Origin of the sequence: Stenotrophomonas sp. LMG 10879 (genome assembly GCF_002750935.1) — a bacterium.
Taxonomy (GTDB): domain Bacteria; phylum Pseudomonadota; class Gammaproteobacteria; order Xanthomonadales; family Xanthomonadaceae; genus Stenotrophomonas; species Stenotrophomonas lactitubi_B.
This window is the reverse complement of record NZ_PEJT01000006.1, coordinates 291,196-305,393: the sequence shown is the minus strand read 5'-3', so window position 1 is coordinate 305,393 and position 14,198 is coordinate 291,196. Positions and strand designations below refer to the sequence as shown.

Below are 14,198 nucleotides of genomic sequence, written 5' to 3'. Positions count from 1 at the left end.
ACCGGGCCACCAACAACGAGGCAATGGAATGCATATCTCAACACTGGTCGAACTGCTCGGCAGCAAAGGCTCAGACGCTCATCTGCAGGCATGGTTCGCACAGCACGGTATCGGCAAGCCGCCGGCCACGATCAGCGCGAACCAGGGGCAGAAGTCAGTCAAGGACAAGCTCCACGACATGGAGTTCTACTTCGCCTTCGACATCATCAACGATCGCTTCTATCCGCCCACCAGCGGAGCGCGTGGCAGCCTGCTGAGCCACTTCAAGTCCGCCACCCTGTTCAGTCGCCGGCCCAAGGGCAATCCGCCAAAGCCCGAAGGCTTCTGGGACGGATACGTGCAGCCTGCAGCCACACTCCAGGACTGCCTGGCGTATTTCAACGGCCTGATGGAAGAATTCGGCGATACGGTCTACTTTGAAAGGCCGCTGACCGGGGACGTGGAAATCAAGCTCTGGTTCTGCAAGCGCAGGCAGCGCGTGGACACCATCCAGCTCAATCTGCGCGAGGACCGCGAGTTCATCGGCCATCATGATTTCGACCCTGGCAATGAACACAACACCACCCCGCAGGCGGCAACGCTGGTACTGAAGTGGTTGTTCGATCGCCGACACCTGCGGGTGCCGCAGGCACTCTACGAGGCCGGGTTGGAGGACGATCACCAGGCGATCCTGCACTTTGCCGATCAACATCTCGGCAACCACGTCTGGGCAGGCCAGCTTCACGATTCACCTGCGCTGCGCAGCCTGCTGGCCCACACCAGGACCACCCGCCCCCTGCAACTGGACAACGGCAGCTCGCTGCACCTGTTCGACAAGTGGCTGTACCTGAAGGCGGGCGGGGCATGGGAACGGCATCAGGCCCTCTACAACGACGACACACTGGTGGACTGGAGTGCGAGCGTGGATGCATTCGAGCGCGCGGTGGTGCTTGATGCCGCACAGCGACAGGCCTTCCTGGCACTGCTGGACGACGCCTATCAGCGGGTTCAGCAAGCGCAGCCTGCCTGATCGCGTTGGGGGAAATCCCTCATCGTGCGTACGCATCGCTCTGGCTAAGCTGGCCACTCTCTTCCGCAGGAGGTCCACATGAACACCTCAGAGCCCAGCCGCCAGCCCAGCCCCGATCCGGCCGAGCACGATGCGTTTTTCCCGTCGCCGTACTCGCTGTCCCAGTTCACTTCGGCAACCACCGATCTGTCCGGTGCGGACTATCCGGACGCCCGCCGTGACGGGCGCTGGAAGGTGCTGATGATCGCCGCCGACGAACGTTACCTGCCTACCGCCAACGGCCATCTGTTCTCCACCGGCAACCATCCGGTGGAGACGCTGCTGCCGATGTATCACCTGGACAAGGCCGGTTTCGGGATCGACGTGGCCACGCTGTCGGGCAACCCGGTGAAGTTCGAGTGGTGGGCGTTCCCAGGCGAGGACCGCGAGATCGGCGGACTGTACGAGCGCTACGAATCACGCTTCCGCCAGCCTCTGCACCTGGATGACGTGGCGGCCGCGCTGGATGCCGGCTCGGACTATGCCGCAGTGTTCATTCCCGGTGGTCACGGTGCGTTGATCGGCCTGCCGGAAAGTCGCGCAGTGAAGGCCACCCTGCAGTGGGCGATGGACCATCAGCGCCACATCATCACCCTCTGCCACGGTCCTGCCGCGTTGCTGGCGGCGGGCGTGGATGAAGCCGATGGCGGTTCATTGTTCCGTGGCCATCGGATCTGCGCCTTCCCCGATGCGATGGACCGGCAGACCCCGGATATCGGCTACATGCCCGGTCAACTGCCCTGGTTCTTCGGTGAGCGTCTGGCCCAGCAGGGCGTGCAGATCGTCAACGAGGGCATCGACGGCAGCGTGATGCAGGACCGTCTGCTGCTGACCGGCGACAGCCCGCTGGCGGGCAATGCGCTGGGCAAGCTGGCCGCGCGCACCCTGCTGGATGCGTTGGCAACGCGCTGATCGACATGGACAGCGTGGTGCCGTCATTGCTGGTGCTCGAGCGCGCGCGTTCGCTGGCGGCGGTCGGCGCGTTGCTGCGCAGCACCGGCGCGCCGCTGGGCTATGACCGCACGCTGATGTTCGCCACCGGCACCGATCTGGAACGCGGCGCGCAGCGCCTGTACTGGATCGATGGCGATTGGTTCGGTGAGGCCGCCAGCACTGACATGGCGCACTACCTGCATGCGTGCCCGGTCAATCGCCATGTGCTGGACAGCGATGCGCCCTTCTTCTGGAGCAAGCAGCAAGGCGTGCGCGGCGAGCGCTACCAGGTCGTGCGGCAACCGCGGGGCGAAGGACTGCACGGCCTGCAGGTGCCGGTGTTCGGTGCAACCGGGTTGGAAGGGGCGGTCAGCTGGGGCGGGCGCACGATCGACGCATCTCCATCGGCACGGTTGCTGCTGGAGCTGATCGGCACCGCCGCCTTCCGTGCGGCGCATCGGCTTTCTTTCGCCCCGGCGGTTGTGCCTGCCGGCACACTCAGCGCGCGCGAGCGTGAGGTCCTGCGCTGGGTTGCCGCCGGTCGTCGCCAGGCCGACATCGCTGCCACCCTTGGTCTGTCCGCGCGCACCGTGGAAAACCACCTGCGCAGAGCACGCCAGCGGCTGGGCGTGGCGACCACCGCACAGGCAGTGCGGGCCGCCGGCCGGCGCGGTGAGATCGGCGACTGAACGAGGCGCGACACTTCCGGCTGCTGCGGTCGCATGCTAAACAGGCCAGGCGCATGTGCGCGATTGCAGAAGCAAGGATGATGCTGATGAAACTGCAACTGGCCTCGATGGCCGCATTGATGTTGGCAGTGGGCAGTATGGTACCGGCAAGCAGCCACGCGGCCGGGTCTCCCGGATCGACGACCGATTGCGTGCCCGTAAGACTGGGGCCAAACCTCGTGCATCAGCGCTGCACAGTTACCCGCACTCTGGCAGATGGCACCGTTTTCACGTCGGTGTACTGGATCGACCAGAACGGTCAGTGGTACCTCCCGGCAGACTGATCTGCACAGCACCTCGACTACAAGGAGAGTGATCAATGATGCTGCACAAGAAACTGTTCGCGTGTTCATTCGGTGCCGTGCTGGCGCTTGCCGGGCTGGTGCCTTCAGCGCCGGCAACTGCCGCCGAAGAGGTCGGCCTGCAGGAAGAGTGCGTGCCCTTCCGTGCCGGCTTCGGCATCCACCAGCGTTGCACGCTGTATGTGGTCTATGACGATGGCACCCGCGTGGCCAGCGACCACTACAACCGCGACGAGAACGGGATGATGTACGACCCCTGATCGCCCAGTGGCATCTGCCGGGCGGTCGCTCGCCGTCCGCCCGGCCCTTGCAGCCGCCTGTCCCGGCATACCGCTGCCCTTGCCTTCCATGGCATCCTCCATGAAACCGCTTTCATGGAATGGAGGGATTCCACGATGTTGTCACGCTTCCGCACGTCCGCGCTCTGCGCACTCCTGGCGTTTGCACTGCCTGCCGTCACCTGGGCAGCCTCGCCCGCGCCGCTGAAGGTGATGTCCTTCAACGTGCGTACGCCGGCCGATACCGACCCTGGCAAGCGCTGGGAAGATCGCCGCGATGCCATGGTCAAGGTGATCCAGCAGGCACACCCGGCCGTGATCGGTACCCAGGAACTGGTGCTGGAACAGGCCAACTACCTGGCCGAGCAGCTGCCCGACTATCGCTGGTTCGGCGAAGGCCGCCGCGGGGGCAGCGGCGACGAGCACATGGGCGTGTTCTACGACAGCAAGGTGCTGGCGGTGGAGCAGTCCGGCAACTTCTGGCTGTCCGATACACCTGACGTTGCGGGCAGCATCAGCTGGGGCAACCTGTTCCCGCGCATGGTCACCTGGGCGGTGTTCCGCCGCCTGGATGATGGCCGTCGCTTCTACTTCATGAACACCCACCTGCCCTACCGCGACGAAGACGAACCGCGGCGGATCAAGGTCGCCGAACTGATCGCCACGCGCGTGGCCGCACTGCCTTCCGATCTGCCGGTGGTGCTGACCGGCGATTTCAACAGCGAGCCCGGCGGCGGCACCTACCAGGCCTTCACCCGGGTGCTGCAGGACACGCGCACCCAGGTCAAGTCGCCGCAGGGTCCGCGCCTGACCTTCCACAACTTCACCGGCACGGCGACCGCCGAGCTGGACTGGGTGCTGGTGCGCGGCTTCCACGCGCGCAGCTTCCTCACCGATGACCGCCGCATCGACGGCGTGCTGCCCTCCGACCACTTCCCGCTGGTGGTTGAGCTGGACTGGCCGAAGCCCTGAGCACTGTAGCGGCCCTCGCTACGGCGGGGGGCGCTTGCCCAGCAGGCGGTACAACGCCTGGTGCTGGTCGCGCGCCTGGCAGATGCGTGCGCCGACGGCGAGGAACACCGCAATGCCGACAAGGCCGACCCCCAGCATTGAATCGGGCAGGCGCAGGAAGCCGATCACCGCAGCCATCGCCGCCAGTACCAGCACCACCACCACCGCCACCGACAGCCCGGCTCCCGGCAAGCCGGGATCGCCGAGCAGCGTCCGTTGGGCCGATTGCTTCTGTTCGCTCATGTCCTGTCCTCCCGTGTTTCCCCACTAGTTACACGGTGGGCGGCACTTCCGGCAGAGTCAGAAACGTCATGGCGGCGAGAACGCGCGCGGCGGCACACGCGCTACCCTGCCAGCACCCTCATTGAGCGGAGACGGCACATGACCCATCGCAGCCGACTGGCCGGATTCATCATCGATTGCCAGGACACCCCTGCCGCAGACAGTGCCCGCTTCTGGGCCGCAGCGCTGGGCCTGCAGGCTGGGCCCGCCCGTGGCGAAGGCGACGCCGAGTACGCCGACCTGACAGGTGCGCCGGCAGGCTTGAACGTGGAGGTGCAGCGGGTCGATCACCCGTCGCGGGTGCACCTGGATATCGAAAGTGACGACATCGACGCCGAAGCCGAACGGCTGGAAAAGCTCGGTGCGCGCCGGGTCGGTTTCGTCAAACGCTGGTGGGTGATGGAAGCGCCCACCGGTCATCGTTTCTGCATCGTGCGCATGCGCGACCCCGATGCCCCGGCCAACCTCTGGCCGTAGCGAAAAAAGGGACGGAAGCTGATGCTCCCGTCCCCTGCCGATCAGCGCGCCTGGGCCACGCTCGGCGCCTGCGGTGACTGGCCCCAGCCACCCAGTGCCTTGTACACGCCCACCACGCTGACGTTGACCTCCGATTCGGCGGCGGCCAGTGCATCATCGGCCACCAGCTGCGTGCGCTGCGCGTCAAGCAGGGTCAGGAAGTCTTCCGAGCCCTCGCGGTAGCGGATCTGCGCCAGCGATTCGGCCCGTCGTGCTGCCTGCGCCTGCTCGACCACGATGGCCAGCCGTGCCTGCTGCTTGGAGTAGCGGGTCAACGCGTTCTCGGTGTCTTCCAGCGCCAGCAGCACCGCCTGCTCGTACTGTGCGGCCACGCCCTCGGCCTCGGCCTTGCTCGCACGCAGGCGTGCCTTGACCGTGCCGAAATCGAATGCCGCCCAGCTCAGCGACGGGGTCAGCGACCAGGCCTTGTTGTTGCCGTTGACCAGGCCACTGGCATCGCCACCGAGGAAGCCGACGAAACCAGACAGCGACAGCCGCGGGAACAGATCGGCGGTGGCAACACCGACACGCGCGGTGGCGGCAGCCAGGCGACGCTCGGCCACCCGCACGTCGGCACGCTGACGCAGCAGTTCGCGGGTATCGCCCAGCGGCAATGCCTTGGCAAACGCCGGTACTTCGTGCGGTGCCAGCATGGCCGTCAGCACTTCCGGGCGCTGCCCAAGCAGGACGGCAAGCCGGTTGCGCGACTGCGTCTCGGCCACTTCCAGCAGCGGGATGTCGGCTTCGATGGCCTTCAAGCGTGCGCGGCTGCTCTGCACGTCCAGCTCGCTGCCGGCACCCAGTTCCCAGCGTGCCTCGGTCAGCCGCTGCGTATCGCGCAGGTTGACCAAGGTGCGCTGGGCGACCGCGATGCGCTTCTGGGTGCCACGCAACTCGAAGTAGTTGCGTGCCACTTCGGCAGCGATCAGCACCTGCGCGTCGGCAAGGTTGGCCTGCTCGGCGTCCAGGTCGGCACGCGCAGCCTCTGCCGCGCGGCGCTTGCGGCCGAACAGATCCAGCTCCCAGCCCGCATCGAAGCCGAGCTGGTAGCTTTCACTGAACACCCGCTGCCCACCCAGCTGCGGATCCGGTTGCTTGCGGCGATCGTAGCTGCCGCCGGCGGTAACGTGCGGTGCCTGGTCGAAGCGGCTCTCGACGAACACGGCACGGGCCTGGCTGACGCGGGCCACAGCCACGCGCAGGTCCAGGTTGTCCGACAAGGCGCCGTGCACCAGTTCTTCAAGCACCGGATCATCGAACTGCGCCCACCAGCTGGCCACCGGCGAGGTGGTGCTGAACACCGGCTGCTGCGCGCCCTGCAGGACGACGGGCTCCTGCACCGGTGCCTTGTAGTTGGGGCCGACGCTGACACAGCCCGCCAGCACCAGGCTGGAGACGGCCATCGCCAGGGTGCGGATCACCATGGCAGCACCTCGCCCAGGTAGGTGAAGCTGCCGCTGGCGCCGGACTCGCCGATCAGCGACATCTGCACGCTGGAGCGCGCGCCCTCGGCGATCTCGATCTCGCCGTTGCCACCGTTCATATCGGTTTTCACGTAGCCGGGGTGCACGGTGTTGACCTTGATCGGCGTACTGCGCAGCTCATGGGCCAGGGCCAGGGTCCAGCTGTTCACTGCGGCCTTGGACGCGTTGTACGCAGGGATCTTGAAGTCGTAGATGCCCGAGGTCGGGTCGGCATGCAGGGTCTGCGAGCCGAGCATGCTGGAGACGTTGACGATGCGGCCGGACTTGGCCTGCTTGATCAGCGGCAGGAAGGCCTGGGTCACTGCCACCAGCGCGTACACGTTGGTGTCGAAGGTGCGACGCCAGGTGTCCAGCGACTGTTCCGACGGCAGCTGTGCCGGGTTCTCGATCATGATGCCGGCGTTGTTGACCAGGATGTCCAGACGGCCATGGCGCTGGCGCACCTGCTCGACCGCCTCGGCGATGCTGGCGCCATCGTTGACGTCCAGCTGCAGTGCCTCCACCGGCAGGCCTTCTGCCTGCAGCTTCAGTGCCAGTTCGACGGCGGTCTCGCGCTTGCGCCCGGCCAGCAGCGTATGCACGCCGGCCTGCGCCAGCTGGCGCACGGTTTCCAGGCCGATGCCGCGGGTTGCGCCGGTGACCAGCGCGATCTTGTTCTGATGGGTGTTCATGGATTCATTGCCTTGGTAGGGGGAAGCGGGCGCCGGTGGTTGCCGGCGCCGCTGTTTTCCATGTCAGTGGTGGATGGTCGGCTCGCCGTGCTGCACCAGTTGGCCACCACCGTTGCGGGTGACGAACTTGCGCAGTGCCACGTAGAACACCGGGGTCAGGAACAGGCCGAACAGGGTCACGCCCAGCATGCCGGCGAACACGGTGATACCGGTCACCGAGCGCACTTCGGCGCCAGCACCATGCGACAGCACCAGCGGCACGGTGCCGGCGATGAAGGCGATGGAGGTCATCACGATCGGGCGCAGACGCAGGCGGCAGGCTTCCAGTGCCGCTTCGACGATGCCCTTGCCGCCCATCTCCAGCTCTCTGGCGAACTCGACGATCAGGATCGCGTTCTTGCACGCCAGGCCCATCAGCACCACCAGGCCGACCTGCACGAACACGTTGTTGTCGCCGCCGGTCATCCACACGCCGAACAGCGCGGACAGCAGGGTCATCGGCACGATCAGGATCACCGCCAGCGGCAGCGACCAGCTTTCGTACAGCGCGGCCAGCACGAGGAACGCCAGCATGATCGCCACCGGGAACACGATGAAGGCCGCCTTGCCCTGGGTCGCCTGCTGGTAGCTCAGGTCGGTCCATTCGGTCGCCATGCCCACCGGCAGCACCTTGGCGGCGATGGCGGTGAGGTTGTTCATCGCTTCGGCCGAGGACAGCACACGCGGGTCGGCTTCACCGGCCAGGTCAGCGGCCGGGTAGCCGTTGAAGCGCAGCACCGGGTCCGGACCGTAGGTTTCCTTGACGGTGACCATCGAGCCGATCGGCACCATCTCGCCACGGTCATTGCGGGTGCGCAGCTTGCCGATGTCCTCGACGCTGTCACGGAACTGGCCATCGGCCTGTGCGATCACCTGCCAGGTACGCCCGAACTGGTTGAAGTCGTTGACGTAGGCCGAACCCAGGTAGGTCTGCAGCGTGTCGAACAACTCGGTCAGCTGTACGCCCTGGGCCTTTGCCTTGACACGGTCCACCTCGGCATCCAGCTGCGGCACGTTGGCCTGGTAGCTGGTGATCGGGAAGGCCATGCCCGGGGTCTGCGCAACCGCACCCTGCATCGACTGCACCGCGTTCTGCAACGCGCCATAGCCGAGGTTGCCACGGTCCTGGATGAACATCTGGTAGCCGTTGCCGTTACCGAGGCCAAGGATCGGCGGCGGCATCATGGCGAAGGCAAACCCTTCCTGCAGGCCTGCGATCTTCTGGTTGATCTCGGCATTGATCTGCGCGGCGGTACGGCCATGGCGCTCGCTGAACGGCTTGAGCGGAATGAACGCGACACCGGTGTTGGGCGTGTTGGTGAACTGCAGGGCATTCAGGCCCGGGAACGAGATGGTGTGGGCCACACCGTCGGTTTCCTGGGCGATCTTGGCGACCTTGCGCAGCATTTCATCGGTGCGCGCGATCGACGAACCCTCCGGCAGCTTCACACCGGCAATCAGGTACAGCTTGTCCTGGGTCGGAATGAAGCCCGGCGGCACCAGCTTGAAGATGAAGCCGGTACCGACCAGCAGCACCGCGTACACCACGAACACCGCACCACGACGGCCGAGGATCTTCGACACGCCACGCTCGTACTTTTCCGAGCTGGACTTGAAGAAGCGGTTGAACGGACGGAACACCCAGCCGAACAGACGGTCGATGATGCGGGTCGGGGCATCCTTCGGCGCGCCATGCGGCTTCAGCAGGCGGGCGGCCAGGGCCGGCGACAGGGTCAGCGAGTTGATTGCCGAGATCACCGTGGAAATGGCGATGGTGACCGCGAACTGCTTGTAGAACTGACCGGTGACGCCCGACAGGAACGCCATCGGCACGAACACTGCACACAGCACCAGCGCGATGGCGATGATCGGCCCGGACACTTCGCGCATCGCCTGATGCGCAGCGGCCAGCGGGGTCAGGCCTTCTTCGATGTTGCGTTCAACGTTTTCCACCACCACGATCGCGTCATCGACCACGATGCCGATCGCCAGCACCAGGCCGAACAGGCTCAGCGTGTTGATCGAGAAGCCCAGCAGGTACAGCGCGCCGAACGTGCCGACGATCGACACCGGCACTGCGATGAGCGGGATGATCGAGGCACGCCAGGTCTGCAGGAACAGGATCACCACCAGCACCACAAGCGCGATAGCCTCCAGCAGGGTCGAGACCACCGCCTTGATCGAGTCGCGCACGAAGATGGTGGTGTCATACACCGCTTCGTACTTCACGTCGGCCGGCATGGTCTTCTGCATCTCGTCCATGCTGGCCATCACCGCATCGCGGATCTCCAGCGCGTTGGCGCCGGGGGCCTGGAAGATACCGATACCCACCGCGTTCTTGCCGTCCAGCTGCGAGCGCAGGGTGTAGTCGCCGGCACCCAGTTCAACCCGGGCCACGTCCGACAACCGCACCACTTCACCGTCGGCGCCGCTCTTGAGCACGATGTCGCCGAACTCCTGCTCGCTGCGCAGGCGGCCCTGGGCGTTGATCAGGGTCAGGAACTGGCTGTTGGGCATCGGCTCGGCGCCGAGCTGGCCGGCCGAGACCTGCACGTTCTGCTCGCGCATGGCGCGCACCACATCGCTGGCGGTCAGGCCGCGCGCGGCCACCTTGTCCGGGTCCAGCCAGGCGCGCATGGCGTAGTCGCCACCGCCGAAGATCTGCGCATCGCCCACGCCCTGGATACGTGCCAGCGCGTCCTTGACGTGCAGGCGGGCGTAGTTGCGCAGGTACAGGGTGTCGTACTTGCCGTTGGGCGAGGTCAGGTGCACCACCATCAGGAAGGTGGGCGACTGCTTCTGGGTGGTCACGCCTTGCCGGCGCACGTCCTCGGGCAGTCGCGCCTGGGCCTGGGCGACGCGGTTCTGCACCTTCACCGCCGCTTCGTCCGGGTCGGTGCCCGGGCGGAAGGTGATGGTCATCTGCAGCACGCCGTCAGAGCCGGCCACCGACTTGAGGTAGATCATGCCCTCGACGCCGTTGATGGCCTCCTCCAGCGGGGTGGCCACGGTTTCGGCGATCACCTTGGGGTTGGCGCCGGGATACACCGTGCGTACGACCACCGACGGCGGCACTACTTCGGGGTACTCACCGATGGGCAGCATCGGAATCGAGATCAGGCCGGCGGCGAAGATCACGATCGACAGCACCGCCGCGAAGATCGGCCTGTCGATGAAGAAACGGGAAAAGTCCATGGAAGAATTCCTGGAAAAGGCCGTCGGCGGGCAACAGCCGCCCTGCCCCTCGCCAATCTGGCGAAGACAGTGACGGCTGCCGCTGGCACCGGCAGCTAAGCGGGGACGCGGATCAGTGGTTCAGTGCGGCAGTTGCATCGCGACCCGGCGCCGGCGCAGCGGTGGGCTGCATCGCCACCGCCTTCGCCTGCACCGGCATACCGGGCATGAAGACCTTCTGCACGCCATCGATGATCACCTTGTCACCGGCGGCCAGACCCTTCTCGACAATGCGCAGGCCTTCGGCGGTGCGGCCAAGCTGGATGTCGCGGCGCTGGGCCTTGCCATCCTTGTCGACCACGTAGACGTACTTGCGGTCCTGGTCGGTCAGCACGGCCTTGTCGTCGATCAGCATCGCCTGGAACTGGCCGCTGCCGAGCAGCTGCACGCGGGCGAACAGGCCCGGGGTGAACTGGCGATCGGCGTTGTCCAGCAGCGCGCGCACGCGGATGGTGCCGGTGCTGCGGGTCACCTGGTTGTCGAGGAAGTCGACCTTGCCCGTGTGCGGGTAGCCATCTTCACCGGACAGGCCGACCTTCACCGGCAGCTCGCTGTCGCGCTCGCTCGGGCGCTCGCCCTTGCGTGCCATCTGCGCGTACCGCAAGAAGGTGCTTTCGTCGGCATCGAAATAGACGAACACCGTATCCAGCGAGACCAGCGTGGTCAGCACGCTGGCACTGTCACCGGCGGTGACCAGGTTGCCGGCGGTGACCATCGCGCGACCGGCACGGCCGTCGATCGGCGCACGCACCTTGGTGAACTCAAGGTTGAGGCGGGCTGCATCCACCGCGGCCTGCGCAGCCTGCACTGCCGCACCGGACTGGTCGGCGGCCGCGCGACGCTGTTCGGCCGTTTCGGTGGAGATCGCCTGCTGCTCGGCCAGGCGCTTGGCGCGCTCGGACTCGCTGCGGGCCAGCACCGCCTGGGTGCGGGCACGGGCCAGTTCGGCGTTGGCGCGATCGTACTCGGCCTGGTAGCTGCGGGCATCGATGGTGAACAGGACGGCGCCCTTCTTCACTTCTTCGCCTTCTACATAGTTGACCTTGTCGATGTAGCCGGACACGCGCGGGCGCAGTTCGACGCTCTGTACGGCCTCGACGCGACCGCTGAATTCATCCCACTGGCTGATCTGCTTGAGCAGTACAGGGGCAGCGCTGACCTGCGGCGGGGGCGGTGCGCCAGCTTCTTCGGCATGGCCACCGCTGCAGGCAGCCAGAACGGCGGCAGCGAGGATCGACACGCCAGCCATCGCCAGGCGATGACGGAAACGATGTGGAGTGGTGTTGGGGGAAGTCATGGCATGCATCCGTACGGAGGGGTGGTACAGCTATTTGAGAATTGCTATCAACTTTTGGCGGCGTATCCTGCGACCTCAACCAAGGCTGAGGTCAAGCAACGCCTGCGGTGTCGCGCCACAGCGGCGGTATTTCCAGGTGCAGCAGCCCGCGCGGCAGTTCGGCATCACTGCTGTCGCAACGGACGATCGCGCGGTTGTCGCGGCAACCATCGAGCAGGGACACCACGCGGCGACCGACCAGCAGCGAACTGGGCCATTCGATGCAGGCGTTGGCGGCGTTGGCCGGGGTGCATACCGGGCTGCATACTTCCAGCATCTGCGCACGAACGCCGACGGCCTGCGCTTCCTGGTGCACCACCTGCGCGTACATGCGCAGCGCGGCCGTGGTGATCGAGGTCTCGCCATAACCGGCCCAGGGCTTCAGCCCGGCCGGGCTGCCGATCATCACGTAGCGACGGGCATGCACGTTGTCCTGCAGCAGCGGCAACAGATGACGCACCGCGTGCACATGCGGCATCAGGTCAGCCTGCAATGCCGCCGACAGTGCGTCGCCACCACGCTCGACCACACGACCGCGATTGTACGGACCGCCCATTGCCGCGATCACCGCCGCCAGCGGACGCGGACGCTGCGTCACACGTTCGGCCAGCGCGCGTGCCGAGCCGTCGTCGCTGAGCGAACCCAGCATCGTCTGCAGGCCCGGTTCATCTGCGAACTGCTCGTGCAACGCAGCCAGGCGGCGCGGATCGCGGCCGACCACCAGCACGGGGCTGCCGGCCTCCAGCAGCGCGCCGACCACACCCTGGCCGACGGCACCGGTGCCGCCGAGAACCAGGACTTCGGGGGTCAGAATCCCATTCACGGGACATTTCCTCCCAAATCCGGGATAGTCCCGATTCGACGCAGTCGGTCATCCTTGTGCGAAGCGAGGCGCAAGGCACCGCCACGCTGCTGACGCATGGGTGCGGTAAACTCCCGAAAATCCTTGTTAACCAAGGAGCTGGGACGGGATTCGACGGTCATTGCCAGGTCCAGAGCGTTCTGGCCGGCAATCCGGAAGCGGGCAAGAATGTTGCGCAGGCTCATGGCGGACGGGCTCCAATTAGCGAATGGCGCCACGATAGACCTCAAACCCCTACTTGATTAGTCCTGATTAAGGGGAATAATCATCCCGTCCCCGGTCCAATCGTTCTGTCACGATTGCCCCATCCCCGACGTCCAGGATTCCTGACCATGTCCCACGATCTCAACGAGACGCTGATCTTCGTCAAAGTGGTCGAGCAAGGCAGCTTCATCGCGGCTGCCAAATCGCTCGGCCTGCCCAAGACCACGGTCAGCCGCAAGGTGCAGGAACTGGAAACGCGCCTCGGTGCGCGCCTGCTGCACCGGACCACGCGCCGCCTCGGCCTCACCGAGGCCGGCTCGATCTATCACGAGCATTGCCAGCGCATCGCGCGCGAGCTTGAAGAAGCCGAAAGCGCGGTCAGCCAGCTGCAGTCCGGCCCGCGCGGCTGGCTGCGCTTCACCGTGCCCTATTCGATCGGCATCACCTGGATCGCACCGCTGCTGGGCCAGTTCCATGCGCAGTACCCGGAAATCCGCCTGGACATGCACATGGGCAACGAGAAGCTGGACCTGATCGCCGGCGAGGCCGATCTCGCCCTGCGCGTGGGTGCCCTGCCCGATTCCAACCTGGTGGCGCGCAAGCTCGGCAGCCTGCGCACGCAGGTGTTCGCCAGCCCGGCCTACATCGAGCGCTACGGCGAGCCGCTGCATCCGGAAGAACTGCAGTTCCACCGCATCCTGGCCATGCGCAAGCCATACCACACCGGCAATTCGCCACGCTTTACCTGGCAGCTGGGCGAGAACGGCGGCGAGCTGCGCGACTTCCCGGTGACGCCGCTGATGACGGCCAACGATATGTCGGCGCTGAATGGTGCGCTGGTGTGCGGCGAAGGCCTGCTGCTGACCGGCGACGTGATGGCCAAGCCGTTCGTCGAGTCGGGCATGGTGCGCCGCGTGCTGGCCGGTTGGACCGGTCCGGAAGTGGATTTCAATGCCGTGTTCGCCGGCGGCCGCCTGGTCTCGCCGAAGGTGCGCGCGTTCGTCGATTTCCTGGTGGAGAAGCTCAACTTCGACGCCAACTACATGCTGGCGCAGTGCCCCGGTGCGAAGCTGGCGCGGCAGCAGCAGGAACAGGAAGAAGCGGCGCTGGCGAGCAGCGGCAAGCGGATTCTGGAGAAGGTGGCGGCGTCGGCGGCGTAATCCACAACAATGCCGCGCGCCCATCCTGGTAGATGCCGACCTTGGTCGGCACGGCTTTCCACATGCGCTATCGGCGTGCCGAGCGAGCTCGGCACCTACAAAAAATGCCG

Annotated in this window: 15 protein-coding genes; 8 read left to right on the top strand and 7 right to left on the bottom strand. The window is 65.9% G+C overall.

The window, feature by feature from the left end; translation table 11 throughout:
- Positions 1-28: 28 nt before the first annotated feature.
- The 6 genes from CR919_RS11875 to CR919_RS11850 all read left to right on the top strand — a co-directional run bounded on the left by CR919_RS11875 (position 29) and on the right by CR919_RS11850 (position 4,261).
- A complete protein-coding gene (locus tag CR919_RS11875; protein WP_099820172.1) occupies positions 29-1,009 on the top strand; it encodes a hypothetical protein in 981 nt (326 codons plus the stop codon).
- A gap of 78 nt (positions 1,010-1,087) precedes the next feature.
- Positions 1,088-1,960: a glyoxalase III HchA gene (hchA, locus tag CR919_RS11870; protein ID WP_099820171.1), complete on the top strand. Its 873-nt coding sequence runs from the start codon at positions 1,088-1,090 to the stop codon at positions 1,958-1,960.
- Between the two features lie 5 nt (positions 1,961-1,965).
- On the top strand, positions 1,966-2,670 hold the full coding sequence (locus CR919_RS11865) for a PA1136 family autoinducer-binding transcriptional regulator (protein WP_099820170.1): 705 nt from the start codon (positions 1,966-1,968) through the stop codon (positions 2,668-2,670).
- An 86-nt stretch (positions 2,671-2,756) separates the two neighbouring features.
- A complete protein-coding gene (locus CR919_RS11860) occupies positions 2,757-2,993 on the top strand; it encodes a hypothetical protein (protein WP_099820216.1) in 237 nt (78 codons plus the stop codon).
- Positions 2,994-3,031: 38 nt separating this feature from the next.
- On the top strand, positions 3,032-3,271 hold the full coding sequence (locus tag CR919_RS11855) for a hypothetical protein (RefSeq protein ID WP_240196786.1): 240 nt from the start codon (positions 3,032-3,034) through the stop codon (positions 3,269-3,271).
- A 135-nt stretch (positions 3,272-3,406) separates the two neighbouring features.
- Complete coding sequence (locus CR919_RS11850) at positions 3,407-4,261, top strand: endonuclease/exonuclease/phosphatase family protein (RefSeq protein WP_099820168.1); 855 nt, start codon at positions 3,407-3,409, stop codon at positions 4,259-4,261.
- Between the two features lie 18 nt (positions 4,262-4,279).
- On the opposite strand, the gene CR919_RS11845 is transcribed toward CR919_RS11850, so the two are convergent.
- The gene (locus tag CR919_RS11845) at positions 4,280-4,543 is read right to left on the bottom strand and encodes a hypothetical protein (RefSeq protein ID WP_099820167.1); all 264 of its coding nucleotides are present in this window, start codon (positions 4,541-4,543) and stop codon (positions 4,280-4,282) included.
- 138 nt (positions 4,544-4,681) lie between these two features.
- Here CR919_RS11845 and CR919_RS11840 point away from each other — a divergent pair, with 138 nt between their 5' ends.
- The gene (locus tag CR919_RS11840) at positions 4,682-5,059 is read left to right on the top strand and encodes a VOC family protein (RefSeq protein WP_099820166.1); all 378 of its coding nucleotides are present in this window, start codon (positions 4,682-4,684) and stop codon (positions 5,057-5,059) included.
- Between the two features lie 41 nt (positions 5,060-5,100).
- On the opposite strand, the gene CR919_RS11835 is transcribed toward CR919_RS11840, so the two are convergent.
- The 6 genes from CR919_RS11835 to CR919_RS11810 form a co-directional block, all read right to left on the bottom strand.
- Positions 5,101-6,522 (bottom strand): efflux transporter outer membrane subunit, encoded by a 1,422-nt coding sequence (locus CR919_RS11835; protein WP_025878845.1) that lies wholly within the window; start codon positions 6,520-6,522, stop codon positions 5,101-5,103.
- The gene (locus tag CR919_RS11830; protein ID WP_089240412.1) at positions 6,516-7,253 is read right to left on the bottom strand and encodes an SDR family oxidoreductase; all 738 of its coding nucleotides are present in this window, start codon (positions 7,251-7,253) and stop codon (positions 6,516-6,518) included. The genes CR919_RS11835 and CR919_RS11830 overlap by 7 nt, the downstream gene beginning before the upstream one ends.
- Positions 7,254-7,316: 63 nt before the next feature.
- Entirely contained in the window at positions 7,317-10,487 is a 3,171-nt protein-coding gene (locus tag CR919_RS11825) for a multidrug efflux RND transporter permease subunit (RefSeq protein ID WP_099820165.1), read from the bottom strand.
- Positions 10,488-10,599: 112 nt separating this feature from the next.
- The gene (locus CR919_RS11820; RefSeq protein WP_099820164.1) at positions 10,600-11,823 is read right to left on the bottom strand and encodes an efflux RND transporter periplasmic adaptor subunit; all 1,224 of its coding nucleotides are present in this window, start codon (positions 11,821-11,823) and stop codon (positions 10,600-10,602) included.
- A 91-nt stretch (positions 11,824-11,914) separates the two neighbouring features.
- Complete coding sequence (locus tag CR919_RS11815) at positions 11,915-12,685, bottom strand: SDR family oxidoreductase (RefSeq protein WP_099820163.1); 771 nt, start codon at positions 12,683-12,685, stop codon at positions 11,915-11,917.
- On the bottom strand, positions 12,682-12,909 hold the full coding sequence (locus tag CR919_RS11810; RefSeq protein ID WP_099820162.1) for a hypothetical protein: 228 nt from the start codon (positions 12,907-12,909) through the stop codon (positions 12,682-12,684). The genes CR919_RS11815 and CR919_RS11810 overlap by 4 nt, the downstream gene beginning before the upstream one ends.
- Positions 12,910-13,056: 147 nt before the next feature.
- On the opposite strand from CR919_RS11810, the gene CR919_RS11805 reads away from it, so the two are divergent.
- Positions 13,057-14,088, top strand: coding sequence for a LysR family transcriptional regulator (locus CR919_RS11805; protein ID WP_025878839.1), 1,032 nt, complete (start codon positions 13,057-13,059; stop codon positions 14,086-14,088).
- Positions 14,089-14,198: the final 110 nt, after the last annotated feature.